The organism is Hymenobacter sp. (assembly GCF_036388155.1).
Lineage (GTDB): Bacteria > Bacteroidota > Bacteroidia > Cytophagales > Hymenobacteraceae > Hymenobacter.
The window spans coordinates 37998-63372 of the sequence record NZ_DASVSI010000012.1 but is presented as its reverse complement, the minus strand read 5'-3'; the positions used below and the strand labels follow the sequence as shown (position 1 = coordinate 63372).

At 59.5% G+C, this 25375-nt stretch carries 30 protein-coding genes; 11 read left to right on the top strand and 19 right to left on the bottom strand.

The annotated features are described in order from the left end of the window. Position 1: 1 nt before the first annotated feature. Positions 2–367 (top strand): zinc-binding dehydrogenase, encoded by a 366-nt coding sequence (locus VF629_RS01995; RefSeq protein ID WP_331056768.1) that lies wholly within the window; start codon positions 2–4, stop codon positions 365–367. Between the two features lie 5 nt (positions 368–372). Then, positions 373–1281, top strand: a complete 909-nt coding sequence (locus VF629_RS01990) for a helix-turn-helix domain-containing protein (RefSeq protein ID WP_331056767.1) — start codon at positions 373–375, stop codon at positions 1279–1281. Between the two features lie 177 nt (positions 1282–1458). On the opposite strand, the gene VF629_RS01985 is transcribed toward VF629_RS01990, so the two are convergent. The 3 genes from VF629_RS01985 to VF629_RS01975 form a co-directional block, all read right to left on the bottom strand. Continuing rightward, positions 1459–1974, bottom strand: coding sequence for an REP-associated tyrosine transposase (locus VF629_RS01985; RefSeq protein ID WP_331056766.1), 516 nt, complete (start codon positions 1972–1974; stop codon positions 1459–1461). A gap of 198 nt (positions 1975–2172) precedes the next feature. After that, positions 2173–3111, bottom strand: a complete 939-nt coding sequence (locus VF629_RS01980) for an alpha/beta hydrolase (protein WP_331056765.1) — start codon at positions 3109–3111, stop codon at positions 2173–2175. Positions 3112–3243: 132 nt separating this feature from the next. Then, complete coding sequence (locus VF629_RS01975; protein ID WP_331056764.1) at positions 3244–4122, bottom strand: AraC family transcriptional regulator; 879 nt, start codon at positions 4120–4122, stop codon at positions 3244–3246. Between the two features lie 548 nt (positions 4123–4670). Here VF629_RS01975 and VF629_RS01970 point away from each other — a divergent pair. Then, positions 4671–4982 (top strand): hypothetical protein, encoded by a 312-nt coding sequence (locus VF629_RS01970; RefSeq protein WP_331056763.1) that lies wholly within the window; start codon positions 4671–4673, stop codon positions 4980–4982. A gap of 258 nt (positions 4983–5240) precedes the next feature. On the opposite strand, the gene VF629_RS01965 is transcribed toward VF629_RS01970, so the two are convergent. The 5 genes from VF629_RS01965 to VF629_RS01945 all read right to left on the bottom strand — a co-directional run bounded on the left by VF629_RS01965 (position 5241) and on the right by VF629_RS01945 (position 7084). Next, positions 5241–5678 carry a hypothetical protein gene (locus VF629_RS01965; RefSeq protein WP_331056762.1) on the bottom strand — a complete coding sequence of 146 codons (438 nt, stop codon included), beginning with the start codon at positions 5676–5678 and terminating at the stop codon, positions 5241–5243. A gap of 169 nt (positions 5679–5847) precedes the next feature. Next, positions 5848–6057, bottom strand: coding sequence for a DUF4926 domain-containing protein (locus VF629_RS01960; RefSeq protein ID WP_331056761.1), 210 nt, complete (start codon positions 6055–6057; stop codon positions 5848–5850). Continuing rightward, positions 6057–6392 carry a DUF6883 domain-containing protein gene (locus VF629_RS01955; protein ID WP_331056760.1) on the bottom strand — a complete coding sequence of 112 codons (336 nt, stop codon included), beginning with the start codon at positions 6390–6392 and terminating at the stop codon, positions 6057–6059. Before VF629_RS01955 ends, VF629_RS01960 begins: the two co-directional genes overlap by 1 nt. A gap of 75 nt (positions 6393–6467) precedes the next feature. Continuing rightward, the gene (locus tag VF629_RS01950; protein WP_331056759.1) at positions 6468–6788 is read right to left on the bottom strand and encodes a DUF5615 family PIN-like protein; all 321 of its coding nucleotides are present in this window, start codon (positions 6786–6788) and stop codon (positions 6468–6470) included. A gap of 50 nt (positions 6789–6838) precedes the next feature. Continuing rightward, positions 6839–7084, bottom strand: coding sequence for a DUF433 domain-containing protein (locus VF629_RS01945; protein WP_331056758.1), 246 nt, complete (start codon positions 7082–7084; stop codon positions 6839–6841). Between the two features lie 262 nt (positions 7085–7346). Between VF629_RS01945 and VF629_RS25735 the strand changes: the two genes are divergently transcribed. After that, complete coding sequence (locus tag VF629_RS25735; RefSeq protein ID WP_414653839.1) at positions 7347–7652, top strand: HNH endonuclease; 306 nt, start codon at positions 7347–7349, stop codon at positions 7650–7652. 123 nt (positions 7653–7775) lie between these two features. Here the strand turns inward: VF629_RS25735 and VF629_RS01940 are convergent, their stop codons facing one another. The 3 genes from VF629_RS01940 to VF629_RS01930 all read right to left on the bottom strand — a co-directional run bounded on the left by VF629_RS01940 (position 7776) and on the right by VF629_RS01930 (position 11866). Then, the gene (locus VF629_RS01940; RefSeq protein ID WP_331056757.1) at positions 7776–8636 is read right to left on the bottom strand and encodes a hypothetical protein; all 861 of its coding nucleotides are present in this window, start codon (positions 8634–8636) and stop codon (positions 7776–7778) included. 71 nt (positions 8637–8707) lie between these two features. Next, the gene (locus VF629_RS01935; protein WP_331056756.1) at positions 8708–11089 is read right to left on the bottom strand and encodes a ribonucleoside-diphosphate reductase subunit alpha; all 2382 of its coding nucleotides are present in this window, start codon (positions 11087–11089) and stop codon (positions 8708–8710) included. 288 nt (positions 11090–11377) lie between these two features. After that, the gene (locus tag VF629_RS01930; protein ID WP_331056755.1) at positions 11378–11866 is read right to left on the bottom strand and encodes a YdeI/OmpD-associated family protein; all 489 of its coding nucleotides are present in this window, start codon (positions 11864–11866) and stop codon (positions 11378–11380) included. A gap of 269 nt (positions 11867–12135) precedes the next feature. Here VF629_RS01930 and VF629_RS01925 point away from each other — a divergent pair, with 269 nt between their 5' ends. Continuing rightward, entirely contained in the window at positions 12136–12819 is a 684-nt protein-coding gene (locus VF629_RS01925) for a membrane-associated protein (protein WP_331056754.1), read from the top strand. Between the two features lie 89 nt (positions 12820–12908). On the opposite strand, the gene VF629_RS01920 is transcribed toward VF629_RS01925, so the two are convergent. Next, positions 12909–13868 (bottom strand): ribonucleoside-diphosphate reductase small subunit, encoded by a 960-nt coding sequence (locus VF629_RS01920; RefSeq protein WP_331056753.1) that lies wholly within the window; start codon positions 13866–13868, stop codon positions 12909–12911. A 509-nt stretch (positions 13869–14377) separates the two neighbouring features. On the opposite strand from VF629_RS01920, the gene rplU reads away from it, so the two are divergent. Then, positions 14378–14683, top strand: coding sequence for a 50S ribosomal protein L21 (gene rplU / locus VF629_RS01915; protein WP_331056752.1), 306 nt, complete (start codon positions 14378–14380; stop codon positions 14681–14683). An 85-nt stretch (positions 14684–14768) separates the two neighbouring features. Next, positions 14769–15044, top strand: coding sequence for a 50S ribosomal protein L27 (gene rpmA / locus VF629_RS01910; protein ID WP_331056751.1), 276 nt, complete (start codon positions 14769–14771; stop codon positions 15042–15044). A gap of 79 nt (positions 15045–15123) precedes the next feature. Here the strand turns inward: rpmA and VF629_RS01905 are convergent, their stop codons facing one another. The 5 genes from VF629_RS01905 to hemW all read right to left on the bottom strand — a co-directional run bounded on the left by VF629_RS01905 (position 15124) and on the right by hemW (position 19246). Continuing rightward, positions 15124–15780, bottom strand: coding sequence for a hypothetical protein (locus VF629_RS01905; RefSeq protein WP_331056750.1), 657 nt, complete (start codon positions 15778–15780; stop codon positions 15124–15126). A 78-nt stretch (positions 15781–15858) separates the two neighbouring features. Further along, complete coding sequence (locus VF629_RS01900) at positions 15859–16641, bottom strand: cyclase family protein (RefSeq protein ID WP_331056749.1); 783 nt, start codon at positions 16639–16641, stop codon at positions 15859–15861. A gap of 160 nt (positions 16642–16801) precedes the next feature. Continuing rightward, a complete protein-coding gene (locus tag VF629_RS01895; protein ID WP_331056748.1) occupies positions 16802–17461 on the bottom strand; it encodes an alpha/beta hydrolase in 660 nt (219 codons plus the stop codon). Positions 17462–17477: 16 nt separating this feature from the next. Further along, positions 17478–17912, bottom strand: coding sequence for a hypothetical protein (locus tag VF629_RS01890; RefSeq protein WP_331056747.1), 435 nt, complete (start codon positions 17910–17912; stop codon positions 17478–17480). Between the two features lie 194 nt (positions 17913–18106). Continuing rightward, on the bottom strand, positions 18107–19246 hold the full coding sequence (gene hemW, locus VF629_RS01885) for a radical SAM family heme chaperone HemW (protein WP_331056746.1): 1140 nt from the start codon (positions 19244–19246) through the stop codon (positions 18107–18109). 198 nt (positions 19247–19444) lie between these two features. Between hemW and VF629_RS01880 the strand changes: the two genes are divergently transcribed. The 4 genes from VF629_RS01880 (at position 19445) to VF629_RS01865 (ending at position 24280) form a co-directional block, all read left to right on the top strand. Further along, complete coding sequence (locus VF629_RS01880; protein ID WP_331056745.1) at positions 19445–20305, top strand: class I SAM-dependent methyltransferase; 861 nt, start codon at positions 19445–19447, stop codon at positions 20303–20305. A 54-nt stretch (positions 20306–20359) separates the two neighbouring features. Next, positions 20360–21670 carry an O-antigen ligase family protein gene (locus tag VF629_RS01875; protein WP_331056744.1) on the top strand — a complete coding sequence of 437 codons (1311 nt, stop codon included), beginning with the start codon at positions 20360–20362 and terminating at the stop codon, positions 21668–21670. Between the two features lie 78 nt (positions 21671–21748). Beyond that, positions 21749–23614 (top strand): BamA/TamA family outer membrane protein, encoded by a 1866-nt coding sequence (locus VF629_RS01870; protein WP_331056743.1) that lies wholly within the window; start codon positions 21749–21751, stop codon positions 23612–23614. Between the two features lie 282 nt (positions 23615–23896). Beyond that, complete coding sequence (locus VF629_RS01865) at positions 23897–24280, top strand: Hsp20/alpha crystallin family protein (protein WP_331056742.1); 384 nt, start codon at positions 23897–23899, stop codon at positions 24278–24280. 398 nt (positions 24281–24678) lie between these two features. Here VF629_RS01865 and VF629_RS01860 read toward each other — a convergent pair whose 3' ends face one another. Then, a complete protein-coding gene (locus VF629_RS01860) occupies positions 24679–25011 on the bottom strand; it encodes a hypothetical protein (protein ID WP_331056741.1) in 333 nt (110 codons plus the stop codon). 5 nt (positions 25012–25016) lie between these two features. Next, a complete protein-coding gene (locus VF629_RS01855; protein WP_331056740.1) occupies positions 25017–25292 on the bottom strand; it encodes a VF530 family protein in 276 nt (91 codons plus the stop codon). Between the last annotated feature and the right edge of the window lie 83 nt (positions 25293–25375).

The window sequence follows — 25375 nt, the reverse complement described above, 5'->3', positions numbered from 1 at the left end:
GGTGGAGGAGCGGGTGCACGACGTGGACGTGGTGCTGGAAGCCTCGCCCCTGCGCGACAACGCGGCGCGAGCGAAAGCCGTGAGCGCGTTGAAAGATGGCGGCATCTTCGTCAGCGTCAACGTCGATTTCCCCTTCGACGAAGCCATGCAGACCGCCCTGGCCAACAAGAAGGCCACGGGCGAGTTGTCGAACAACCAGCCCCGGCGGGAGTGGCTGCAAGAAATTGCTCAACTGATTGACGCGGGCCGAGTGCAGGTGTTCATCAGCCAGGTATTTTCGCTGGTGCAAGTAGCCGACGCTCACCGCGAAAGCCAGACCTGGCACGTACAGGGCAAGCTGGTGCTGCAAATCTACCCCAACGATTAGTTCGCATGAGACGCTTCGCCACGATAAGCGAGTTTCACGAGTTTGTGCATCTGCCCAAGCCCCAGCACCCGCTGCTCAGCGTGGTGGACGTGGGCACCGTGCCGCACCGGTACGGCGAGGAGCCCACGGTCATGGTCTTTGATTTTTACTGCATTTCCATCAAGCGCATGCGGAACGTCTGTATGAAATACGGGCAGCATTCGTTTGACTTTAACGAGGGAGTCATGTCCTTCCTAGCGCCCAACCAGGTGTTTAGCATGGCCGCCATCGGCCAGGCCGAAGACGCGGAAAAATCAGGATGGGCGGTGTACATCCACCCTGATTTCCTGTGGAATACGCCACTGGCCAAAACCATCAAGCAGTACGATTTCTGGGATTATTCGCTCAAGGAAGGCTTGTTTCTCTCGGCGAAGGAGGAGGCGGCCATTCTGCACCTCGTCGCCGCGATTCAGCAGGAATATGCGTCCACGATTGACCGGTTCAGCAAGCAGATTATCGTGTCGCACCTGGAAAGCCTGCTGCATTACGCCGACCGGTTCTACGACCGCCAGTTCATCACTCGTGAAAAGGCCAATCACGAGGTGCTCGAACGCCTGGAATCCCTGCTGCACGCGTATTTCAACGGCGACAATGTCCTGGAAAAGGGCCTGCCCACCGTGCACTACGTGGCCGAGCGCCTGCACCTGTCGCCCAAGTACCTCGGCAACCTGTTGCGCGTCCTGACCGGGCAAAACACCCAGCAGCACATCCACGCCCAGCTGATAGCCAAAGCCAAGGAAAAACTATGCACCACCAGCCTGACGGTTAGCGAAATTGCCTACGGCCTCGGGTTCGAGCACTTGCAGTCCTTCAGCAAGCTGTTCAAGACCAAAACCAGCCTGTCGCCGCAGGAATTCCGGGCCTCGTTCAACTGAGTAACGCATAAATGGCGCGGGGCTCCGCCCCGTGCCGACCATCCGCAGGCCTCCGGCCTGCACTCGTTGAACGATATCGTAGCGGCGCGGACGACTGCGGGCCGGAGGCCCACTACTAGTCGGCACGGGGCGGAGCCCCGCGCCATCACCCCATCGCCCGGCCTTATAAAAGGGGGCTTAGCGGTACGCCACAATCCGGAAATGCGCTGCTGAATGGGTAATGGTGGGCTTCATCGACAGCCGGCTTTGCACCGGGTTTTGGTGGATGTAGTCCTGCTTCTGCTGCATCCAGGCCGGCGAAGTCAGGCTGATGGGGTGGTTGCCTTCCTGCCAGAACTTGAACACCTGGCCGTGGGGCCGGCCATGGAATTGCAACAGGCGCAGCAGCCAGTCGCGGCGGCTTTCCTGCGGGTGGGTCTCGATGAGCTCGTAGATGCTTTTGGCTGTGAAACTCTTCAAATCACGCAGCACATCGGCCAGCAAGAGGCCGTCGTCTACATCGGCAATGAGGTGGACGTGGCTGGGCATGATGCAAAAGGCATACACCCGAAGTCCTTTGCGCCGGATGCAGAACCGCAGGCTTTCCAGAAACAACTCGGCATAATCGGGACGGGTAAACACGTCAATCCAGCCCACCACCGTCAGCGTCACAAAGAACAACCCGCCCTCATACGTCTTGTATTTCTCTGACATGAATAGAACAAGATAAGCAGGAGATGGCGCGGGCCTGCGGCCCGTGCCCGCTATTCGCAGGCCTCCGGCCTGCACTCATCGAACAATAGTAGCATCTTTTCCCTAATGGCGCGGACGACTGCGGGCCGGAGGCCCACTACTAGTCGGCACGGGCCACAGGCCCGCGCCATCCCTGCTTTCGTGGCTTGCCCAGTGAAACTACGCCTTTGGTTCTCGCAAAAAGCTTAAAACCGCTTCCAGCACGTGGGCCGGCTTCTCTTCAAACAGGTAGTGCCCACTGTCCAATATTCCGATTACCTGCACGTTTTCGGCCACGTAGGGCAAGCTCATTTGCAGGTAGCCGTAGGACACGCAGCTCCCAATGCCCAGGACCGGCATGGCGAGGCGGCCATACGTGGCGGCGTCCGCGATGTCCTGGTTGAACGCCTGGTACCAGGCGTTGGCCGCCCGGATGTTCTCGGGCTGGTTGTACACGGCGGCGTACACGGCGCGGTCGAAGGCCGGCATCTTGCTGTCGTCCAGCATTACGTAGGGAAAGAGGTAGTCCAGCAAGTACTGGAAGCGGCCGGCCAAGAGCTGCTCGGGCAATTCCTTTACCTGGTTGAAGGCCATCCACCAGGCGTAGGGCTGCTGGCCGTCCATTTTTTCGGCGAACGCGCCGGCCGCTGGCAGCAGGGGCATGTGCCGCATGCCTTCGCTGGGGTGGGCCCCATCGGCCAGGACGAGCTTCTCGGTGGCCTCCGGATGGTTGAACGCAAAGCTGGCGGCCACCATTCCGCCGATGTCGTGGCCCAGCAGCGAGGCTTTGGCGATGCCCAGCTGGCGCAGCAACTCGTAGATGTCCCGGGCCATCGTCTTTTTGTCGTAGCCCGCGGCGGGCTTGTCGGAACTGCCCATGCCGCGAACGTCCACAATCAGGACGCGGTAGTGCCGGGCCAGCTCGGCGGCAATGGGATGGTAGGAAAACCACGTCTGCGGCCAGCCCGGCAAGCAGACCAACACCGGGCCGTGGCCGCCTTCCACGTAGTGGAGGCGCACCCCGTTGACGGTGGCGTGGCAGTTGGTAAAGCCGGGCAGGCGCTGGATAAGCTCCTCGTCGGAGTACGGGCCCAGGGCAGCGGAAGGGGAAGTTGACATACAGTTGAGGGAGGGGGTAAAAGCCGCATTTCGGTGGCCGTGTTCAGTGCCCCAAAGGTCCGGTGGCCCCTCCCGGCCGCCGGCCGGATTCTTGCCCTCTTCTTACACATTCTTGCGCTTGTTACGCGCCGGCTAGCCCCGCTGAAAATTGCGGGGGCTCTGGCCCGTCGCCCGCTTGAAAGCCGTGGCAAAATGGGCCGGCGAGGCAAAGCCCAGCGCATCGCCAATGGCCGCCACCGGCAGCTCACCCGCCCGCAGCAGCGCCCGGGCGCGCCGGATTTTCCAGTTCAGCACGTACTGGTAGGGCGCGAGGCCGGTGGTTTGCTTGAAGCAGCGGGCAAAGTGAAACACGCTCAAATTGGCTAACCCGGCCAGGACTTCCAGCTTAATGGGCTGCTCGGCGTGGGCCTCCAGGTAAGCATCCAGCCGGGCCAGCACCGCGCCCGACAACCGGGCGCGGTGCGGGCCCGCCGGGCGCCGCTCAAACGTGGCGTGGTGCTCGATGAGGTGGTAGCTCAGGGTGGTGGCGAGCGACTCGGCGTAGAGCTGCCCGAGCGTGTGCGCCCCGCCTGCCGCCGCCAGCAGCAGCTGCCCCACCTGCGCAAGCAGCCCGTCCTCGCAGCGAAACCGCTCGCGCAGGGCAAAGTGCGTCAGGTCCAGGTCGCGGCGGGCCCGGTCTTCCAGCACTTGCGCGTTGAGGTGCACCTGAACGATGTCCACCGGGCCGTTCCACTCAAACGGACCGTATTCTCCGCCGGGGTACAGGCCCACGTCGCCCCGCTGGTAGTAGTCCGTTTCCACGCGGGCCCCGCTGCGCCGGCTGGCTACCACCGGCTGCGCCCCTTGGTGCACCAGCAGCAGGTGCTGCTCGTGGCAATGCGCAGGCAGCGCCATCGGGGCCAATTGGTGCCGCTCGACGCGCACCCCCGGCCAGGCCAGCGCCGCACTACTCGCCAGGGCTGGCCGGTCGTACAGCTCGGAAGTGTACGTATACGTTCTACAAGTGGCCATAGGTGGTCAATAACCCCCAAAGACCGGAATGGTTACGCTCGCCTTCGGCAGCGCGGTCCCGTAATCTGCGCTTAAGCTATGTGGTGGCACCGCACGCCCTGTTGATGGGGAGGCCAGCCCACCCCGCCCGCGCCGGAGCATCAGCGGCAGGTTGACGTCACTGAGGCCGACACCCTTCAGTTCCTGGCTTCCCTCTTCGCTGCTTTCAGTACATCGGCCACCTTTCCAAAGGCTTCTGCTAGTTCAGGACTGCGCCCAAGCCGGAGTGACTTGCGAGTTCGGCAGATAGAAAATGGAGGCCCAGAAAGAGTAAGGCATGGGCAATTGCCACAAGATTTACGCAACCAAGGCGTGGACTATTCAGGAGGTTGTGCGCGGCTCGTTTGTCAGGCCACTTGCTACCCAGCTTTGCGGCAACGGCTTCAACGTGAAGCTCAACACTAGGAACTGCCGCCTAAATTCTTCCGTACCATTCCCTGTATCAGCTGCAAAACCCAAGCAGCCGACAACCGACTGTTCTACCCGATTACCCCCATCCAACCCACGCCATGAAAGACGACCAGCAAACCCCCAACCGTCCCGAGCAGGGCAAGAAAGCCCCCGGCGTAAGTGGCCAGCTCTCCGGTTCCCACGAAGGCCCTGTGGCCGGCGATGCCACCAACACCCGCGGCGAAAACGTGCCGAGCCGGGAGGGCCACAGCGGCGGGGCCAAGAAAGGGAAATTCGACCCCGAAAAACACAGCCCCCAAGGTTCTCTCGCTAACGCCTCCGACGAGCGGGGCGCCGACAGCTCCGACAAGGAGTTCCGCAACAACCAACCCAACGACAGCACCTCTAATGTCGGCCGCCACACCTCGTAGCGGAAGCGGCACCTGACCGGCCGTTTCTGCTTCCTGCGAAGTGGCCGCTACTGGTAAAATCGCACAAAGCCGGGGCCCGTACGCTGCCCAACAGCGGTGCACGGGCCCCGGCTTTCGTTTTGGATGGAGCTGGCTACACTCCGGCTGGGGCTACTTAGTGAAACGCAAACAGCTCCATCCAAGCATAGCGACGCAAACCACCCAGCCGCGCTCAAAGCGGCGCAGTTAGCGAAGCGTCAGTTGTTGGAAAGCTCAGCCTCACTTGCGAACGCCTTTGCTGCTTTTTGGGAAGTCATAAGAATACTTGCCATTACCAAGCTGCTCGGTTTCGTTGATGTACACAATCCAATAGTCACCGCCGCTTTCGTAGCGCCAAGGGCCTGCTTCTTTGACACTGGTTCCTTGCCTAACCTCGTAGCGGTTATCGGACTCCAAGTAAAGTACACACGTCGGACAACGAGGATACTGAGTTAAAGCATAGACTCCAATGTATTTCGCCTCGTCCTGTTGGTGAAAGGAATATTGGCTGTAGGCAAATCCCACCAGCAAGCTGCCAGTGATGACAGACCGAATGAGATAAGTGCTTTTAGCAACTGGAGTGTTGGCGCGACGCCAACCCAAGAATGACCGGAATAACAGCAGGCCTAGTATTGCATAGACCAGTGCAATCAAGACGCTGCCGCCTGCTGCCATCATGGCGTATCGAAGGATTAAAGTTCAGCACGCAAGCTACCCCAAACTCCACCCAACCGCCCCCGGCGCGTAGCGGCTTAGTGATACTGCCCCAACAAAAACCCGCCCTGGTGCGCGTGCGTCCAAAGAAGCAGAGGCGTGGCGGGTGTTGTTCGGTCAAAAAAGGGAGAAGCTACGCGGCCTGTTGCAGGGGCTTGGTTACCTCCGTAGCGGGGAGCGTCAGCACGGCTTGGGTGTGGCCGTCGGGCTGCACAAATTCTACTTCGTAGGCCTCGCCCTGGGCGTGGACCAACACGACGGTGCCCAACGCACCGGCCGGCAAGCCGCATTCAGGGTGCGCTTGCTGCAATTGCACGATGTCTAATTCAGCGAAGGGTTTCATCAGCGGTTGAGTAAGTGGGCAGTGATTAGCAAAACGTAGATGCCCGGTGATTGTTCCATCCACACGGTTCGGATGGGATACTGCCGCCCGTTGGGCGCCAGCAGTGGCCCATCTACCACAAATTTAGTCCCATAGGGCGAAGGTTTCTCTTCCGTCACCGTACCGGAGTGGCCGTGCAGCGTCAGGTCGTCTATTAGCTGCTGGTAGTGCTGCCGCGAATACCCAATGCCGAGGAAGAAGCTCGCCTTGGCCCCGCCAATGGGATGGTCGGGGTTCAATAGATACTCCTGCACCTTGTTGGGGGCAATGAACAAGGGTTTATCGGGAAGGGGCATCCGACAAAGCTACACCCAACCGCCCCCCAGCCGCGCCCGGCGCACCAGCGGCTGAACGATGCTTAGCGTTTCTGTTTAGCGGTGCGTCACCAGCAGCGTGCGCGACAATTCCAAGTAGGAATGATGCGCAAACAGCTTCGTAAGCTGCGGCAGAAACTGCCGGAACAGCTCCAGTAACTCGGTGGTACTGATGTTGCCGGTCGAAACGAGCAGCAACTTATACGGCTGGCCGTGGAGCAGGAAGCTATTCACAAAGTCCGCGTCTTTGGTGATGACCACCCGCCGCTCCGCCATCGAGAGCCGGGTAATGCTGCCATCCTGCGTCTGGTTGGCCGCGGGCAGGTCGAGGGTGTGTAGGCAGTCGCAGCCGGTATGAAAGGCCAGGAAATCGGCCAACCGTTTCGGCAGCTACGCATCGACCAGAAACCGCAGCGGCTCGGCGGTGCTCACGAAGCCAGCCGGAAGATGGACCGCACTTGCAGCATATCGGCCGCGTAGGCCTGGCAGGCGCGCAGGTCCTCAGCCTCCAAATCAGGATAATCGGCCAGGATTTCGGCTTCTGTCATGCCGGAGGCCAGGTATTCGAGCACGTTTTGCACGGGGTAGCGCAGGCCACGCACCGTGGGCTGGCCGTGGCAGATATTTGGGTCGAGCGTGATGCGGGGGTGAGCCGCCGAAACGGGTGCTTCCATGTGGCTAAGATACGAAAGCGGCCCCACGGCCCCCAACCCCAACCCAGCCGCCCCCGGCGCCGCAGCGGCTGGGCGATGCTTAGTGTTTCTTGCCATTCCGCGCGAGCTTCCTCAAAACCAAACCAGCCGCTCCCGGGGCTCCAGCGGCTGCATGATACTAAAGAAGCTTTAGCATTTGCCTAACCTAGCTGGAACTTAAAATATCAATAAGTACTTATAATACCGATTGAGCAAATCAGCTTACATCTGCAAAAAACATCCTATGACACCCTTATACCCACTTCGTGAAAGCTTTAATGAAGCTACACTCCGTTCCGTCTGGAACAAAGCAACTATTGTTGCAGGTTACGACCCCAACTTTGTACGGAAAGACCAATGCGGAGCATGGATTTCCTATTCAGAACATGGCAACCGCAATTCTGACCATGGTTGGGAAGCTGACCACATTTATCCTAAATCTTTAGGAGGCAGTAGTGACGTCAGCAACCTTCAACCCTTACATTGGAAGAATAACGTTGCAAAGAGTGACAATACGGGCCGTTGGACTTGCGCAGTTTGGGCTCAGTAACGCCAAGCTAATAAAAAAGAAGGGCCAGCATAAGTAAATGCTGGCCCTTCTTTTTTATTAGCTTGGCTCTATACATTCGAAAATGTATTTAGCTCTCCAGCCTTTTCATCAAACTCCAGTTTGTTATTCCTGCGCCAACTGAGCTTGAATTTTAGCAATTGAAGCTTTTGCCTCTGCAATCTTCTTCTGCTTCTCGAAACGTTCGAGCTTCTCATCTAATATCAATTCTATACTTAACCTCATTGCAGGAAAAAAGTCAAGGCAGTCCTTCTCGCTAAGTTCGTGGATACCCTTGCTCAGAATTGAGTACATAGAGTTATGCTCAACTAAAAAGCTAGGTAGTCTATGCTGTAAAAGTTGGATACGCTCCTTGATTCTAGAAGCTTTATAGAGTTCTTCTTCCCAGTGCTCTTCAGCCTTCTCTAATTGATGTGCCTCTTCAATTAAGTCTTCAAACACTCTTCGCAGATAAACGAAGGCACCAATACCGACCCCATGTGAAACTAGGCCTATGCCTTTATTAAGTTCATGAAATTTGTCTTTACTCAGAATACGCTGGTATTTGCGGAAATCGGGCAGTGTCAAGTCCGCCTGCGAAGGATATTGGCCTACTTTTATAATTGTACTATCGGCAATATGAAAGCTAAACAGCATTCTATGTTCCTTTATTCTAGTACAGTGCATTTTTACATGCCATGACTTATTTTCAAAGAACTCGATGTTCATCCTCATACCATGTTGCTCTAGCCTCATTAAATCCATCCGATGGCCGTCAGAAGTCATCACTACATTCTCCGCACCTATACCCTGGAATGTACTCATTCTACCACAGGAAGGGCAAAAAGCGTCAACATTACCATTAAAAGTCAGTAAGTGATACAGGTAATAACATGCCGGACCATCTGATTCAACTTTAAATTTATTATAAAGAGGAAAGTCGAGGAACAGCTTAGAGTACTCGGGCAACTTTGCTTCAGCTTCCATTTTTGTTTTTAAGATAAAAGCCGCATTTCAGTTAGAAATGCGGCTTTTGTTTATTTATTGTTTCTCTTCCCTTACGACCCGCAGGCCTCGCAGCCGTCCGGGTTATCCAGGGAGCAGGCCATGTCGGATTGGTTCTGCTCGACCAGGGCCAGCGGCTCCAGGGTTTCGGCGGCTTGCTTTTCCACCGTGAACTTGATGGCGTCGGCGGCGGCTTTGGTGCGCAGGTAGTACATGCCGGTTTTCAGGCCGCGCTTCCAGGCGTGGAAGTGCATGCTGGTGAGCTTGCCGAAGTTCACGTTTTGCACGTGCAGGTTCAGGCTCTGGCTCTGGCAGATGTAGGCGCCGCGGTCGGCGGCCTGGTCGATGATGCGGCGCTGCGAAATCTCCCACACCGTCTTGTACAGGTCCTTGATATGCTGCGGAATGCGCTGGATATTTTGTACCGAGCCGTTGGCCGCGATGATTTCCTGCTTCATGGCGTCGTTCCACAGGCCCAGGGCCACCAGGTCCTTCAGCAGGTGCTTATTCACCACCATAAACTCGCCGCTGAGCACGCGGCGCACGTAAATGTTGCTCGTGTAGGGCTCAAACGACTCGTTGTTGCCCAGAATCTGGGCGGTGCTGGCCGTGGGCATGGGCGCCACCAGCAGCGAGTTGCGGGCGCCATGCTTCACCACCTCGGCGCGCAGGCTTTCCCAGTCCCAGCGGCCCGAGTCGGGCGTCACGCCCCAGAGGTCGAACTGGAACTTGCCCTGGCTCAGGGGCGAGCCGGGGAAGGTTTCGTAGGCCCCGTCCTTCACGGCGAGGTCCTTCGAGGCCGTCATGGCCGCGAAGTAGATGGTTTCGAAAATGTCCTTGTTCAGGCCCGAGGCTTCGTCGCTCTCGAAGGGCATGCGCAGGGCAATGAACGTATCGGCCAGGCCCTGCACGCCCAGCCCGATGGGCCGGTGGCGGAAGTTCGACTTCTGCGTTTCGGGCACCGGGTAGTAGTTCACGTCAATCACCTTGTTCAGGTTCACCGTCGCCTGGTAGGTCACCTCGTACAGCTTCTGGTGGTCGAAGGTGGTGTTGCCGGCCGCGTCGGTCACGAGGTAGCGGGGCAGCGCCAGCGAGGCCAGGTTGCACACCGCAATTTCGTCGGCGTCGGTGTACTCAATAATCTCGGTGCAGAGGTTGCTCGACTTAATCGTGCCCAGGTTTTGCTGGTTCGACTTGCCGTTGGCCGCGTCCTTAAACAGCATGTAGGGCGTGCCCGTCTCGGTCTGGCTTTCCAGGATGGCAAACCACAGCTCCTGCGCCTTGATGGTGCGGCGGCCGCGGCCCTCGCGCTCATACTTCATGTACAGCTTCTCGAACTCCGGGCCCCAGGAATTTTCCAGGCCGGGGCATTCGTGGGGGCACATCAGCGTCCAGTCGCCGTTTTCCTCCACGCGTTTCATGAACAAATCGGGCGTCCAGAGGGCGTAAAACAAGTCGCGGGCGCGCATTTCCTCCTTGCCGTGGTTCTTCTTCAGGTCGAGGAATTCGAACACGTCGGCGTGCCAGGGCTCCAGGTAAATGGCGAAGGCGCCCTTGCGCTTCCCGCCGCCCTGGTCCACGTAGCGGGCCGTGTCGTTGAACACTTTCAGCATGGGCACCAGCCCGTTGGAATTGCCGTTCGTGCCCTTGATGTAGGAGCCTGTGGCCCGCACATTGCTCACCGAAAGCCCGATGCCACCGGCGCTCTGCGAAATCAGCGCGCAGTTCTTCAGCGTGTCGTAAATGCCGTCAATCGAGTCGTCCTTCATCGTGAGCAGGAAGCAGCTCGACATCTGTGGCTTCGGCGTGCCCGCGTTGAACAGCGTAGGCGTGGCGTGGGTAAACCACCGCTCACTCAGCAGATTGTAGGTTTTGATAACCGAGTCAATATCCTCCTTGTGGATGCCCACCGACACGCGCATCAGCATGTGTTGGGGCCGCTCCACCACCTTGCCCTCCAGGCGCAGCAGGTAGCTCCGCTCCAGCGTCTTAAAGCCAAAGAAGTCGTAGTTGTAGTCCCGGTCATAAATAATGGCCGAGTCCAGGGTGTGGGCATTCTTATGAATCACCTCCCACACGTCCGTGGCCAGCAGCGAAGCATTGTCGCCATTCTTCGGGTCCTCATACGTATAAAGCCGCTTCATCGTCGAAGAGAAGGACTTCGAAGTCACCTTGTGCAGGTTGCTCACCGCAATGCGGGCCGCCAGAATGGCGTAGTCCGGGTGGCGAGTGGTGAGCGAGGCGGCCGTCTCGGCGGCCAGGTTGTCCAGCTCAATGGTGCTCACGCCATCATAAATGCCGTCAATCACCTTCTTGGCCACCTCAATCGGCGAGATGAAGTCCTGATTCAAGCCGTAGCACAGCTTCTCAATCCGGGCCGTGACCTTGTCAAACTTCACGGACTCGCGGCGCCCGTCGCGTTTAATTACTAGCATACCAGTGGTGTTTGGTCGTGGGTTTTTTCGTATAAAAAACGGCCAGTCTGGGGAGACTCAGCCGCAACTCGTTCGCGCAGTTGTGAAAGCGTAGTGCCAAATGCGCCCTTGAGCGGCACACCTGATTCTTTCAATCCCGGAAATTACCCAATGGGTTTGGGGGGGCCAAGTAAAAAATATAGAAGTTTTCCACAAAGGACCCAAACGAACGGGTACGCGGCATTTTCCAATACTAATTATAGTGGCAAAGCCTTCGCTCGCGAGTTGCCTCAACCGTAGGCTCACCCGCTACGCCTTGGGTGGGGCCAGCACACCTTGCGCCAGCCGCTCGATGGCCTGCTCCACCCGCGCCGTTTTTCCCTCGTCCGTTTCGGCCAGCTCCACCCAGGTCAGCCACTGCTGCTGCGCCGCTGGCCCCAGTCTCTGAAATGCCGCCAGCGCCGGCGGCATCTCGGCCAGGCAATCCACCAAATCGGCCATCGACACAGTCAGCGCTGGGGCCAGCTCCACGGCGTACAAGCGCAGGTGCACCACGTCGCCGGCCTGCTTCCCCAGTTGCTTGCGTAGCGCAGCATTAACCGGCAAGAAGCGTCGGCCCTGGCCCATGGGCATCAGTTGGGCGCCTTCCAGCACCACGTCATCCACCTGCCCGCTCACGGCTAGGGTGCCGAAATGCGTTTTCACCTGAAAGGGCAGCTCGCCCACCGCCGCATAGGTCCAGCCGCCTTTGCCCGGAAATCGGGTCAGCACTACTTCGGCATTGAAGAGTTCACGCATGGGGGTGGCGCTGTTGAGTTGGCAAATATCCGGTAGCTCCCGAGTTTGGCAGCGTGCTGGCACGAATATAAAGTGGACTTATAAAGTCGGGCGCACTCGACACTCGGCACTAATTATCAACTACTTGTAACTATTCTGCGCGGCGCACAAAGTCTTACTGTCCCGAATATGAGCATGGTACTTCGTGTTTAGCGCCTGTATTTCGCCTCGGCTTCCCCAGCAGCCTTCCCGCCAGCTTGGGTTCACGCCTTCACTTTGCCTTCGTGCTCATGACTACTGCCTCCGCTTCCCGCCTGCCGCTCTGGCTCAAACTAGCGGTTACCGCTTTCATCGCCGTGCTGCTGCCGGTGTACTACGTCAACTACGGCCCCACCAACTTCCTGTACTTCTGCGACGTGGCCCTGCTGCTTAGCCTCATCAGCCTCTGGACCGAGCGGGCGCTGCCGGCTTCCATGGCCGCCGTGGGCATTCTGCTGCCCCAAGCCCTGTGGTGCCTCGACTTCCTGGGCGAGTTGTTCGGCGTGCACCTCGTCGGCCTGACGGCCTACATGTTCGACCCCAACCGCTCGCTGTTTCTGCGCGGGCTGTCCTTCTTCCACGGCTGGCTGCCTTTCTTACTGGTGTTCCTGGTGAAGCGCCTGGGCTACGACCGCCGGGCCCTGTGGTCGTGGACGGCCCTGGGCTGGGGCCTGTGCCTGGTGGCCTATTTCCTGCTCCCGCCCGCCGGCGCCATCATGCCCGACCCCAAAATCCCGGTCAACATCAACTACGTCTTCGGCTTCGACGACGCCAAAGCCCAAACCTGGCTGCCCGACCCGCTCTACCTCCTGGGCTGGATGGCCACCCTGCTGGTCGTGATATACCTCCCCACGCACCTGCTGCTGCGCAAGCTGTTTGCTCCGGCCCCGGCCAACGTGGTGCTAGCCGCCGCTCCAGCTCCTGCCTTCAACTAAGCAGGTGCCTGTTGTACGCCGCTCGCAAAAAAGCCCGCCACTACGCAAGTAGGGCGGGCTTTTTTTAAGTCGAAACAGAGACGGACGGCCTAGAAGTCCTCGTCCAGCGAGAACATGTTCTCGGTGCGCTCGCTCATCACGCCGGCTTTCTGGTACTCGGCCACGCGCTTCTCGAAAAAGTTGGTTTTGCCCTGCACCGAAATCATTTCCATGAAGTCGAAGGGGTTGGTGGCGTTGTAAATTTTGCCGCAGCCCAGGGCCACCAGCAGGCGGTCGGCCACGAACTCGATGTACTGCGACATGTTCTTGGCGTTCATGCCGATGAGGCTCACGGGCAGGGCGTCGGTCACGAACTCCTGCTCAATCGTCACCGCGTCGCGGATGATGCTCTGCACCCGCTCCTCGCTCAGCTTGTTCTGCAAGTAGCCGTAAAGCAGGCAGGCGAAATCGCAGTGCAGCCCTTCGTCGCGCGAAATCAGCTCGTTCGAGAACGTGAGGCCGGGCATCAGGCCGCGCTTCTTCAGCCAGAAGATAGAGCAGAACGAACCCGAGAAGAAAATGCCTTCCACGGCTGCGAAGGCGATGAGGCGCTCGGCGAAGTTTTCGGAGTTAATCCACTTCAGGGCCCACTCGCCTTTCTTCTGCACGGCGGGCACGGTTTCGAGGGCGTTGAAGAGGTAATCCTTTTCCTTGGGGTCTTTGATGTAGGTATCAATCAGCAGCGAATACGTCTCGCTGTGAATGTTTTCCATCATAATCTGGAAGCCGTAGAAGCAGCGCGCCTCGGGCATCTGCACTTCCTGCATGAAGTTGACGGCCAGGTTTTCATTCACGATGCCGTCGGAGGCAGCGAAGAAGGCCAGTACGTGCTTGATGAAATGACGTTCGTTGTCGTTCAAGCCGTTCCAGTCCTTCTGGTCCTGCGAGAGGTCAATTTCTTCGGCCGTCCAGAACGAGGCCTGCGACTTCTTGTAGTACTGCCATACCTCATCGTTTTGGATGGGGAAAAGCACGAAGCGGTTGGGGTTTTCGGCGAGGAGCGGCTCCATAAAATTCGGGGGTCTTAGTGGCAGGTTTCGTCGAGGAAGACGGCAAGCTAACTGCCGAACTCGGGCAGATGTTTGCCCCATGCGCCAGAAATGCGGGCGGCCTTCCTGCATCAAATATAGCCCGGCCGTCAGGGCCGATTGGCACCCCGTCGGGGTTTTTTCTTTGTTAATTTTTGCCTAAGGCTCGCCTTTTTTTCGGTACATAGCCGCCAAATCCCGCCGAGCTTACAGTCCTATTTTCTCTTGCAATACCGCTCAAAATCAGACGCTTTTGGCCCACTTATCCACATTGCGCCTGTGGATAAGCTTACTTGTCCCCAAATCAGAGCCTTGTACGTACGTACTCTCGTCGTTTCTTAACCGCGTCTTAATCTGCGCTTCACTTGCTTGAGGGCACTTCTGAGGCGTTGCATCGAGGCCAGCCAATGATGATTAACAACTTAGGCTTGGAAATCCCAAACCATAGTCGTACTTTTGCCTTCCCATTTTAGAAAAACCCGCGAAAGCTGATGTACGCAATTGTCAACATAGCTGGCCAGCAGACCAAGGTTGAGGCCAACAAATTCGTTTACGCTCACAAACTGGCCGGCAACGTCGGTGACACCGTAACGCTGGGCCACGCCCTGCTGACCGATGACAACGGCACCATCACCGTTGGGTCGCCCACTTTGGACGTAGCCGTAACCGGCACCATCCTCGCCCACGTAAAGGGCGACAAGGTGCTCGTCTTCAAGAAGAAGCGCCGCAAGGGCTACCAGAAGATGAACGGTCACCGCCAGTCGTTCACCAAAGTACTGATTAACAGCATCGGCTAGTTTGGGCCGTTTGCTCGCTATCTGATTCTATTCTTATTAAACCAGCCGCTACGGGCCATTTGCCGGTAGCTTTAGCTTAAATACCATGGCTCACAAAAAAGGTGTCGGCTCGTCCAACAACGGCCGCGAATCGCATTCCAAACGTCTCGGCGTAAAAATCTTCGGCGGCCAGGCCCTCGTTGCCGGCAACATCATCGTGCGTCAGCGCGGCACCAAGCACCACGCCGGCGAGAACGTAGGCATGGGCAAAGACCACACGCTGTTCGCGTTGGTTGACGGCGAAGTGCAGTTCAAGAAAGGCCGCAAAGACCGTTCGTTCGTGACGGTTGTTCCCCGCGAAGTAGTGTCGGTACCGGCTTAATTGCTGACTGATTGAAACCAGAAAAGGCTGCCCCGCAAGAGGCAGCCTTTTTCGCGTTGGGGCTGAGTGGCCTAACTGCTTACCGGCCGAAGTACAGGCTGGCGTTGAGCTGGGTGGTAATGGTGGTAGAGCCCGGCGTGCCCAGCACCGCATCCGAGCGGTTAGCGCCCAGCCCGATGCCAGCGTTTAAATCGAACAACAAGCTGCGATTGATGCGGCGCTGCATGCCCCACAGCAGGTTGATGGACGGCCCGAACTCAGCCGTCTGGTTGTAGAGGCGGCGCACTTCGGTGTGCGCTTCCACGGCCAGGTAGTTGCCAATGAACGGGCCGTGGGCCCGGTTGTTTCGGGCGCGGCCGGCTTGGTTGTAATAATAGCGGCCTCCCACGCCCACCGCTCCCGATGCCAGTAGATTGCTGCGTTCGCCGTAGTAAGAAACCCGTCGGCGCAGGCTGATGTCGGCGTCGAGCTGGGTGTACACCGTGAACTTGGAGCTTAGCGCGTATTCGGCCGCGGCGGAAACAGGCACCCGGGAAATCCATCCTTCGTAGCTGCCCCACCGAAAGGCGCGTCCTGCGTTCACCCCCACTTTCAGCAGCAGCTTGTCGGGCGCCGCAGCGGGCTCGGCTGGAACCGTGGCGGCAGCAGCGGGCGAAACCGGTGCCGTTTGACCCAGGCTACAGGTGGCGCTGGCTACCAACAAGAAGCCAGGCAGGAGAGGACGGAGAAGTCGCATAAGGGGGTGAGTAGATGAAACGGAAATTCATCTGGGAGATACCGCACCCCTGGCCTCGGTTGCATTTGGGTACTGAGGTTACCCCTCCGACTGCAGCATCAACACATACAGCACTGGCTTGCTGGGACTGGCATCGAGTTCAAGACTAGTTATTTGAATATTGAGTAGGTAGAGTCCGTCGTTGACTTCGCTGGGCACAAAGATTAATTCGGTGATGGTGGCGCCTTGGCGCGTTTGCGTCGGGTACTGCCAGAAAGCGTGATGGGCCAGGAGCTGGCCGCCGTCTTCTTCGCGGTCCACGCTGGGCAGGTCGAGCAGGAAGTGCTGAACGTCGTGCTCGACTAGCCATTCCGCCAACGCGGGCTCGGTGTACGTCGGGTTGGTGCCCGAGTAGTGGCGGTGGCGCTTCGCCGCGTGGTTGGGCAGGGTCCGCAACACCAGCGCTTCGGGGACGAACCGGTCTGCTTGCGTGGCCAAGGCGGCTTGCACGTCGGCCAGCATCACCACGCGGTCGCCGTTGGGCTGCGGGCGCGGGGCCACGCTCACCAGCCGGGCTACGAACAGGAAGCGGCGCAGGCACTGGTTGAGCGTCACGGCCGGGTCGGGCGAGATGTGGCCGTAGCACTCGGTGTGCGTGCCGTTGCCGTGGGGCGTGACGTGTACCCGCTGGTAGTTGGTGCTGCCGCCCAGTGCCACGCTCCCCACAAAGCTGCCCACCCGAATGGTGTCGAACTGCACCGGCTCGGCCCAAAAGCAATTCACCTGGTTTTCGCCCGGCTGCAAGGGCAGGGAAACATCAATTGGCGCGGACGGGTCATAGGTATAGATGCGGCCGGCGTGAGGAAATGTGGGAGAGTTCAAGGGCTGGAAGTGAAGAGGAGATAAGGAGCTAGAAGAACGGTCATGCAGAGCGCAGCGAAGCATCTCGCGTGTGGTAGTGATTAGTTTTCCGAGACAAGATGTCTCGGCTGCGCTCGACGTGACGGCAGGATGTTTAGTGTGCTAATTCACTGGCTTCTTATCAGCCAACATCAGTCGCCAGCTCATTCAAAATACGGCTGATTGCGGCTGCTTGACTTACAATGATAAAGTACCCGCCGGGCAGCACGTACTTGCTGCGAGCAGTGCCAGCAGGCAGCAGCCGGTCGTGCGTACCGTGAATGCGGGCGGTGGGCGGAGGCACTTGGTTTTGCCAGTCCACCAGCTGCGCAATGGCCCACCGGGCAAACACAGTGTCTGTGTCGCGAAGAATCTGGCGCAACAGCTCGTATTCAGCCCCGTTCCTGGCACTGAAAAACCACTGCGCCACCCGGGGCATCAGCGGCAGCAACTGCGGAGGAACCAGCCGGTGCAGGCCGGTGGCGCGGGCCATCCGGGCGGGCCATGGCAACTCATTGGCGCTAGCTAAGCTGGAGATGAGGACAACTTGGGCCAGGGGACGCAGCTTGCCTATTTCCAGGGCCAAGACGCCGCCGAAGGAAACGCCCACCAGCCAGCAAGGTTGGTGGGCCGGCACACCAGCCGCCAAACGGGCGGCGTAATACGGCAAGGCCTCGTTGGGCGCCTGCACCGGCAGCCAGCGCAACACGCGCACTTCTCCGGCTAGCTGCAAGCCTCGGAACACCCGTTCATCGGCCCCAAGACCGGGAACCAGGTAAAAAGCAGGCGAATGCGCGACCATAAGCTGCCGGGCAAGCCTACGAATCGAGGCGCACAAACACGCCTTCCAGGTAGAAGATGTTGTGCGGCTGCGGGTCGTCGAGGCCTTCTTCGCCCTCGGCCTCCCCGTCTTCCGTGGCGGGGTAAGTTACTGATAATTTGAGGGCCACACTGGGCAGGGGCACCGGGGGCTTCTCGTCCGAATTATACTCCAGCAGGGCAGGCCAGTTGCCGGCGGCCAGAGCTTCGGCTACTTCGTCGCGCATGGCCTCGGCGCGGTCGTGGGCCAGGCTCAGGAGCGTATCGAGGGCCTTGAACGGCAGGGCCAGATGAAAAAAGTGCGTGTCGTTGTCGAAGAAGGTGGTGGCCCACACGGTCACGTCGTCGGTGTTGTCGAAGACGATGGCCACGATGTACACTTGTTCGACGAAGAAGTCGGCTTCGTCGGCAATGCTGTCACTCAAGAGGTTCATAGGACCGCAGATTAAACGGATTTTAATGGATGAAACGGATTTTTGTGGTGCCGCTTCTGGTCTTGTCACAACAGCTCAGCCGGGTTTTGGCAGTCTGTCAGCGCTGTTGGCAAGCGTATGGTCTTCCGGCGGTTTATCTCCCAGGCCCCCTACGCGGCAACCACAAAAAATCCGTTTCATCCGTTAAAATCCGTTTAATCTGTGGTCTCGAACAGCTCCAGCGTGATGTGGTCGGCCAGCAGCTTGCCCGCGTCGGTCAAGGTAAGAACTTCCTGGTAGATGCGGACCCAGCCGTTGGCTTGCAGCTCGGCCAGGTAGTCGGCGCGGGTGGCCAGCAGGTCGAGGCCGTGGTGCGTGCGCAAATGCGTGAGGTCGCAGCCGCGGGCCGTGCGCAGCGTGGTGAGCAGGTACTCGTTGGCGCGGTCGGTGGCGGTGAGGGCGTCCACGGTCACGGGCACTTCGCCGCGCTCGAGCACCGCGGCCACGTACTGCGGGTTGTTGGCCAGCGTAAACAGGCGGTTCTCGCCGTCGTAGCTGTGGGCGCTGGGGCCCAGCCCGAGGTAGGGCACGCCGCGCCAGTAGTTGCCGTTGTGGCGGCTCTCGCGGCCGGGCTGGCAGAAGTTGCTGATTTCGTACTGCTCGTAGCCGTGAGCGCGCATGGCGGCCAGCAGCATCTCAAATTGCGTGGCCACAAACTCATCCGGGGCCGCCCGGAACGTGCCCTTCTGCAGGCGGTGCCCGAAAGCGGTGCCCGGCTCAATGGTCAGGGCGTAGGCCGACACGTGCGGCACGCCCAGCGCAAACGCATTGGCCAGGTCGGCCTCCCAAATGTGGTGGCCCGGCGCGGGCACGCCGTAAATCAAGTCAATCGAGATGCTCTCGAAGCCCGCGTCCTGCGCCCGGCGCACGGCCGTGGTGGACTCTTCGGCGGTATGGGCCCGGTTCATCAGGCGCAGGTGGGGCTCGTAGAAGCTTTGCAGGCCGATGCTGAGGCGGTTGATACCAGTCCGCCGCAGCTCCTGCAGCTTGGCGGCGCTCAGGTCGTCGGGGTTGGCTTCGAGGGTGATTTCGGCATGCGGAGCCACGGTGAAGTGGCGGTGGATGGCCGTGAAAATCTCGTCCAATTCCCCTGCCGTGAGCAAGGACGGCGTACCGCCCCCGAAGTAAATGGTTTGCAATTCGGTGCCAGCGGGCAGGTAGTCGCGCCGCAATTCCACCTCCCGCACAATGGCTTCCACCAAGCGGCTTTTCAGCCCCAGCGAAGTACTAAAGTGGAAGTCGCAATAATGACAAGCCTGCTTGCAAAAAGGAATGTGGAGGTACAGGCCAGCCATGAAAATGCGAAAATGAAAGGCAAACCTTTCAAACGGGCCGCGCCGCCCTAATAATTCCGCCGGCGCCCGACGAAAACGCCTGGCAAAGGTAGAAACCGCTCACGCGACGTCCGCCGGGGTAAACGCAGCACCTGCGCCCGGAGCCAGCCGTAAGTTTTTGCTAGCTTGCTTTGTGGTTTCTCCCTTTTCTTTTCCTCGATGATTCGTTTTTCTCCCCCTGCTTTCTCCGGCAGCAAGGACATCAAAGTGCTACTGACCGCCATGCTGCGGCGGCGCAAGGCCGAATTTGTGGGCAAGGACATGCTGGACGTGCCGGCCGGCAACGGCGACACCGCCCAACTGCTGCTGGAGCTGGGCGCCAAGGTGAAGGCGTCGGACCTGTACCCAGAGTTTTTTCGCTACCCGGCCATCGAGTGTGTGCGGGCCAACCTCAACGACACGCTGCCCTTTGCCGACGCCAGCTTCGACTTCGTAATTTGCCAAGAAGGCATCGAGCACATGCCCAACCAGCTGCACCTGTTTCAGGAATTGAACCGAGTGCTGCGGCCCGGCGGGCGGGCCATCATCACCACGCCCAACTATTCCAACCTACGTACCCGCCTGAGCTACCTGCTGCTCGAGAGCGAGGCCTACAAGCTCATGGCCCCGAACGAGGCCGATTCCATCTGGGCGTCGGAGAAAGCCAGTACCATCCACGACGTGTATTTAGGTCACATCTTTTTTGCCAACGTCACCAAGCAACGCGTGCTGGCGGCACTCTCGGGCCTGCGCATCGTGGAAGTGCACCCCAGCCGGGTCAATTACACCTCGCTGTTTCTGCTGCCCTTTTATTACCCCTGGATGCGGCTGGCGGGCTGGATGGCCCGGCGGCGCGGCCTCCGGCGCGGGCAGCCCGTCGCCTCCCGCCCGGAAGCCTACGCCGAAATCGCGCAGCTCAACCAAAGCCTCAACGTGCTCACCGGCGGCCACTTGATAGTGGAGTACCAAAAGCGCCTTGAGGCGCCGGAAGCCGTAGCCGCCCTCACGGGCAAGCTGAACTTGGAAACGGCCAAGACCTAACGCTCCGCTTCAAAGACTTCGAGCTGAAAAGCGGATGCTTTCACTATCCACGCAATGCAGTACTACCTGTCCGGGCGTCTTTCGCAATACCTCCTGTGGCTGGCCTGCGTGGCGGGCGTGGTAGGCTTGCTAGCGGCGCGTTTTTTGGTGGCCCTGGCACCGGTCATGGGCGTGCTTGCCGTGCTGGCCAATCCCGATTTGCGCCGCGACCTGTCCCGCTACGTTCGCAACGGCGCGGCCATGCGCGCGGCCGCCATTGTGGTTTTTCTGCTGCTGAGCAGCCTGTATACCAGCGAATGGCCCGTGTGGCGGCACGAGGTTTTTCGCAGCCTGACCTGGCTGGGCGTGCCGCTGGCTTTCACGGCGGCGGTGCCGCTGGCAGGCGGGCAGCGGCTGGCCGTGGGGGCGCTGTTTGTGTTGGGCACGGCGGGCGTGGGCTTGGCTACTTTGGGCCAATACCTCCTTCACCCGGAAGCGGCCAACGCAGCCATCAAAATCGGTCAGAATATGCAGGCCATCACGCTCATTTTCCATGTGCCGTTTGGGCTGATGCTGGCGCAGGCTTTCTTCTGGGGCCTGCTGTTGCGGCGCCATCCGCTGGCCGGTTTATGGCTGCGGCGGGCGTTGCTGGCGGCGGCCGTGGTAGCGGTGGTGGTACTGCACGTGCTGGCGTACCGCACGGGGCTGTTGGTGCTCTACACGGGCCTGCTGGCGTATGCGGGCTGGCTGCTCACGCGGCGGCACGTAGCGCTGGGCCTTGGCGTGTTGCTGCTGCTGGCTGCGGCGCCCCGGCTGGCGTACCAGGCGCTGCCCTCGGTGCGCGAACGAGTGGGCGCCACCGTGTGGGATGTGCAGCAGTTCCAGCTTCGCCACGACATTAACAACTACTCGCTGGCGCGCCGCCTGGCTGCCGCCGAAACGGCCGGCTACGTTATCAGCGAAAACTGGCTGGTGGGCGTGGGCCCCGCCGATACCCACGCCGCCATGAAGCGGCAATACGCCTGGCGAGACTACGGCCTAAGCCTTAAAAACCGCGTGGAAGTGCACAATCAGTATCTAGAAGCCCTCATGGGCGGGGGCTTGATTGGTCTGGGCATCTGGCTGGCGGTGCTGCTGTGGCCCCTCACGAAGGCGTGGGCACGGCGCAATCCGGCCATTTGTTTTTTCATCCTTACCCAAGCTACCGTGATGATGGTAGCGGACATGCTGAGCCTGCAAATTGGCCTGAACCTATTCGTGTTCGGCTACGGTTTCCTGGTGGTGGCGGGCGAGGAGGCGAACAAGCGGGCTTCAGCTGCAACAAGGGCCGCAGAGGTGACCGAGCTTATGCCTGAGCGTTTCGCTTCTACCCCAGAACCCAACTAGCACACCGGACGAAGCCCAGCTTCAAGGCACAGGTTATCTTCGAGGAATTAAACGTCCGCTTTCGCGTTATCTCCCCAAATGACAACCCGGTCTCGCCTGTGCTTTTGGGGAATGCTGCTCGTGGGCTGGCTGGCTGGGTCGCTGGCCGCTCGGGCCCAAACGCCCACGCTCGACCCCAACGTGCCCAATCAGCCGGGACTGGCGTCTCCTCCCCTGCCCCCGGCGCCTACGCCGGCTCCGCCCGCGGCCCCCGTGCGGGTGCTGGCACGGCCCCGCGCGCTACTGCTCGACGCCGAAGCCACCGACCGGCCAGTGCTGCGCCGCTACAAGGTGCGCCCCACGGTGCCCGACTCGCTGAGTGCGCTGCGCGAAGTGCGGGAATTGGTGCTGGCCCTGCAAAACGACGCCTACCTCACTGCCTCGGCCGACGACATGCGCTGGACCCGCGATACCGTGCGGGTGCGCCTCTACGTGGGGGCGCAATTCCGCTGGGCCTACTTGCGCAACGGCAACCTGGGCGACGGCCTGCTCGCGCGCGCCGGGTTTCGCGAGAAGTTTTTTCGCCAGACGCCTTTCCGGCCCGAAGACTGGGCCAAGCTGCAAGAGCGCATTTTGATGGAAGCCGAAAACCAGGGCTTCCCGTTTGCCACCGTGGGGCTCGACTCCATTCAGCTGAGTGACCGCGACATTGCCGGCCGCGTGGTGCTGAAACGCGGCCAGGCCGTGGTGTTTGACTCGCTGCAGATTGTGGGCAACACCAAGACCAAGAAGCGGTTCCTGACCAAGTACCTGCAAATATTCCCCAACCAGCCCTTTAGCCAGCAGCGGCTGGCGGCGGCGGCCCAGCTGCTGCGCCAATTGCCCTACCTCAAGCTTAAAGCTGAGCCGGAAGTGCGCTTTGCCCAAGGCCGCGCCCGGGTGTACCTGCTGCTCGACGACCGGCCCTCGAACCAGTTCGACGCCATTGTGGGCGTGTTGCCCAACGCCGACGCCAACAAAACCGGCGTGCAGTTCACGGGCGACGTCACCATCAACCTGCGCAACATCAAGGGCGGCGGCAAGCAGCTGGGGCTGCAGTGGCGCAAAACCGATGCCCTCTCGCAGTTGCTCGACGCCCAGTACGTGCACCCCAACTTCTTCGGCACGCCGCTGGAAGTGGCCGGCACCTTCAACCTGTATAAGCAGACCGAGGACTTTACCACCATTCGGCCGCGCCTGCAAGTCACCTACCCCACGGCGCGGGCGGGGCGCGTCAGCTTCTTTGCGGAGCAGCGCGGCTCCATCATCGACGCGCTGAAGGACACCACCCTGCTGCCCGAAAACCTGGATTCCCAGTACAATTCCTACGGCCTGGGCTATGCGTTCAACAGCCTGGATGATTTGTTTTTCCCGCGGCGCGGCATCCTGGTGAGCGGGCAGGGCGCGGTGGGCACCAAAACCATTCGGCAAAACGCCCAGCTTCGCCCCGAACTCTACGAGGGCGTGGCCCTGCGCTCCACGCAGTACACGTTCGGCCTGCGGGCTGAGCGCTACTTTCCGGTGAAGCGGGCCGGCGTGTTGCTCCTCCGCCTGCGTGGCGAGGGCCTGTTCAACCCGCGCTTGTTTACGAATGACTTGCTGCGCCTGGGCGGTCTGAACTCCCTGCGCGGCTTCAACGAAAACCAGTTTTACACCAGCACCTACGCGGTGGCCACAGCCGAATTCCGGCAATTCATTGGGGCCGATTCTTACGTGTTTCTATTTGCCGACCAAGCCTACCTGAAGCACTACATCACCGAAACCCGCTACTTTGACCAGCCCACCGGCCTCGGCGCCGGCCTGAGCTTGCGCACGGCGGCTGGCATGTTCCAGTTCGTGTATTCGCTGGGCCAGTCGACCACCATCAACCAGAAATTCGGGTTCAATGCCTCGAAAATCCACTTTGGCCTGACGAGCCGCTTTTGATGTAGCGCGGCCGTGCCCGGCAGGGACTTTTAGTCCGCGAGTAAGCGTAACAGCTCACCTGTTCTTGCAATTCGCGGACTAAAAGTCCGCGTTACTTTCCCGTCATTTCGTCGGGTTTGGCAGGTTTAAAATCGTGACTGCGCCAGTGTGGCGGAAGCAGAAAAAAACGGGGTAAAAAACCGGTCAATACGGCTGATTACCAGCGCATGTAACCCTCAATTAAGATTGGTACATCATTTGTCATAGCAAGCCCGAAGCCGCTCCTAAAACCGGCTCCTTGCCATGAAATTTATCAGCCCGAAATTCATCCGTACCATTGCCCCGCAGCTTGACTTGCTCAACACTATTGGCGGCGGCGTGGCTCAGCCCCAGTTGCGCATCGACCGGCGCCCGAAAGGCGTGATTGTGCGCGTGGCCATGCCCACCGTGCCGGCCGACAGCTTCCGGGTGGTGCTCGACAAGCAGCGCCTCACCGTGTTCGGCGAGTTCCGCCACGAGCCCACCGACCAGCTGGCCGCCCCGCTCTTCGTGCAAACGCTCAACCTGCCCGACAATCTCGACCTGGCCCGCATCGACGCCGTGCACGAGGGCGACGAGCTGCAGGTGCGCATCCCCTTTTTGAACCCCACCGACCAGCAGCGCGAAATCGATATTCGCCACAACTAAGTAGTTGGAATTTAGCAGTAAGTAACAAGGTGCATACTTTGACAGGCAAGCAATTGTCTAACTACTTGTTACCTACTACTCATGACTTTTTATAACGCCGGGACCGACCGGCACCGCAGTCTAATGATAACGCCGGGACCGACCGGCTGCCACCCACGTCTTTTGGAGTTCACTCTTGAGCCACCGCCCACAGCGGTGGTTTTGTTTTGGACCACAGATTGAACGGATTTTAGCAGATTACAACGGATTTTTTGTGGTTCGGCTCACTTAATCTAACAATTGAAGTTGCTGCAATAGCCGAAGAAAACACGCTGAAGAATCAGTTTGTGGCCTTTCTCAATAATCAAAAATGTAAAAGCCGAACCACAAAAAATCCGTTGTAATCTGCTAAAATCCGTTCAATCTGTGGTCCCGAACAGGGGAATAATCAGCACGAAGCTCATGACCAGCGCCAGGTAGAACCAGCCCATGAGCTGGCTGCGGTAGCGGCGCGGCAGGCGGTTGCTGAGCACCAGCACGGCCGCGATAATCAGGCCCAAGTGCGCTACGAAAAACACCATCGTCTTCACCCAATTGCTCACGATGGTATTTTCGGGCTGGTACTGATTGGACTCACCCAGCCCGGAGGTGAGGTATTGCAGGCTGTAGAACGCCACGGTCTCGAAAGCCACAAACAGCAGAAACCCCACCAGCAGGGACGACTTCGAAGATTTTTCGGATAGCTCGGCCATGGGCGTTACGGGCGGGGCCGCCCTTGCACTTCGGCCGAGCGGGCTTTGATGTACAGTTCTTCGACCTTGGTGCGCGCCCAGGGGGTGCGCCGCAAAAACGTCAGGCTCGACTTGATGCTGGGGTTGTCGGCGAAGCAGTTCATGCGCAGGCGGGCGTCGAGCTCGGGCCAGCCGTAGGCAGCCACGAGGTACTCCAGAATTTTGGCGAGCGTAACGCCGTGCAGCTCGCTGATGAGGTGGCCGGATTCGTCGCGGGCGTCGGCAGCGCGGAGGAAAGACATGGGAGAATATTGAGGAGCGGGAAACGTAAAGTTCGCGAAAAGCGCGGGCCCGGCGCACGATGGCGCGCGGCCGGGCGTTATTT

Coding starts and splice junctions, on each gene's coding strand:
- VF629_RS01945 (WP_331056758.1), bottom strand. CDS start 7,084: ATGGAAGCACCCGTTTCGGCGGCTCACCCCCGCATCACGCTCGACCCA.
- VF629_RS01875 (WP_331056744.1), top strand. CDS start 20,360: ATGCAGTACTACCTGTCCGGGCGTCTTTCGCAATACCTCCTGTGGCTG.
- rplU (WP_331056752.1), top strand. CDS start 14,378: ATGTACGCAATTGTCAACATAGCTGGCCAGCAGACCAAGGTTGAGGCC.
- VF629_RS01855 (WP_331056740.1), bottom strand. CDS start 25,292: ATGTCTTTCCTCCGCGCTGCCGACGCCCGCGACGAATCCGGCCACCTC.
- hemW (WP_331056746.1), bottom strand. CDS start 19,246: ATGGCTGGCCTGTACCTCCACATTCCTTTTTGCAAGCAGGCTTGTCAT.
- VF629_RS01930 (WP_331056755.1), bottom strand. CDS start 11,866: ATGCGTGAACTCTTCAATGCCGAAGTAGTGCTGACCCGATTTCCGGGC.
- VF629_RS01960 (WP_331056761.1), bottom strand. CDS start 6,057: ATGAAACCCTTCGCTGAATTAGACATCGTGCAATTGCAGCAAGCGCAC.
- VF629_RS01970 (WP_331056763.1), top strand. CDS start 4,671: ATGAAAGACGACCAGCAAACCCCCAACCGTCCCGAGCAGGGCAAGAAA.
- VF629_RS01895 (WP_331056748.1), bottom strand. CDS start 17,461: ATGGTCGCGCATTCGCCTGCTTTTTACCTGGTTCCCGGTCTTGGGGCC.
- VF629_RS01905 (WP_331056750.1), bottom strand. CDS start 15,780: ATGCGACTTCTCCGTCCTCTCCTGCCTGGCTTCTTGTTGGTAGCCAGC.
- VF629_RS01975 (WP_331056764.1), bottom strand. CDS start 4,122: ATGGCCACTTGTAGAACGTATACGTACACTTCCGAGCTGTACGACCGG.
- VF629_RS01920 (WP_331056753.1), bottom strand. CDS start 13,868: ATGGAGCCGCTCCTCGCCGAAAACCCCAACCGCTTCGTGCTTTTCCCC.
- VF629_RS01980 (WP_331056765.1), bottom strand. CDS start 3,111: ATGTCAACTTCCCCTTCCGCTGCCCTGGGCCCGTACTCCGACGAGGAG.
- VF629_RS01925 (WP_331056754.1), top strand. CDS start 12,136: ATGACTACTGCCTCCGCTTCCCGCCTGCCGCTCTGGCTCAAACTAGCG.
- VF629_RS01940 (WP_331056757.1), bottom strand. CDS start 8,636: ATGGAAGCTGAAGCAAAGTTGCCCGAGTACTCTAAGCTGTTCCTCGAC.
- VF629_RS01870 (WP_331056743.1), top strand. CDS start 21,749: ATGACAACCCGGTCTCGCCTGTGCTTTTGGGGAATGCTGCTCGTGGGC.
- rpmA (WP_331056751.1), top strand. CDS start 14,769: ATGGCTCACAAAAAAGGTGTCGGCTCGTCCAACAACGGCCGCGAATCG.
- VF629_RS01955 (WP_331056760.1), bottom strand. CDS start 6,392: ATGCCCCTTCCCGATAAACCCTTGTTCATTGCCCCCAACAAGGTGCAG.
- VF629_RS01880 (WP_331056745.1), top strand. CDS start 19,445: ATGATTCGTTTTTCTCCCCCTGCTTTCTCCGGCAGCAAGGACATCAAA.
- VF629_RS01890 (WP_331056747.1), bottom strand. CDS start 17,912: ATGAACCTCTTGAGTGACAGCATTGCCGACGAAGCCGACTTCTTCGTC.
- VF629_RS01865 (WP_331056742.1), top strand. CDS start 23,897: ATGAAATTTATCAGCCCGAAATTCATCCGTACCATTGCCCCGCAGCTT.
- VF629_RS01985 (WP_331056766.1), bottom strand. CDS start 1,974: ATGTCAGAGAAATACAAGACGTATGAGGGCGGGTTGTTCTTTGTGACG.
- VF629_RS01990 (WP_331056767.1), top strand. CDS start 373: ATGAGACGCTTCGCCACGATAAGCGAGTTTCACGAGTTTGTGCATCTG.
- VF629_RS01965 (WP_331056762.1), bottom strand. CDS start 5,678: ATGATGGCAGCAGGCGGCAGCGTCTTGATTGCACTGGTCTATGCAATA.
- VF629_RS01935 (WP_331056756.1), bottom strand. CDS start 11,089: ATGCTAGTAATTAAACGCGACGGGCGCCGCGAGTCCGTGAAGTTTGAC.
- VF629_RS01860 (WP_331056741.1), bottom strand. CDS start 25,011: ATGGCCGAGCTATCCGAAAAATCTTCGAAGTCGTCCCTGCTGGTGGGG.
- VF629_RS25735 (WP_414653839.1), top strand. CDS start 7,347: ATGACACCCTTATACCCACTTCGTGAAAGCTTTAATGAAGCTACACTC.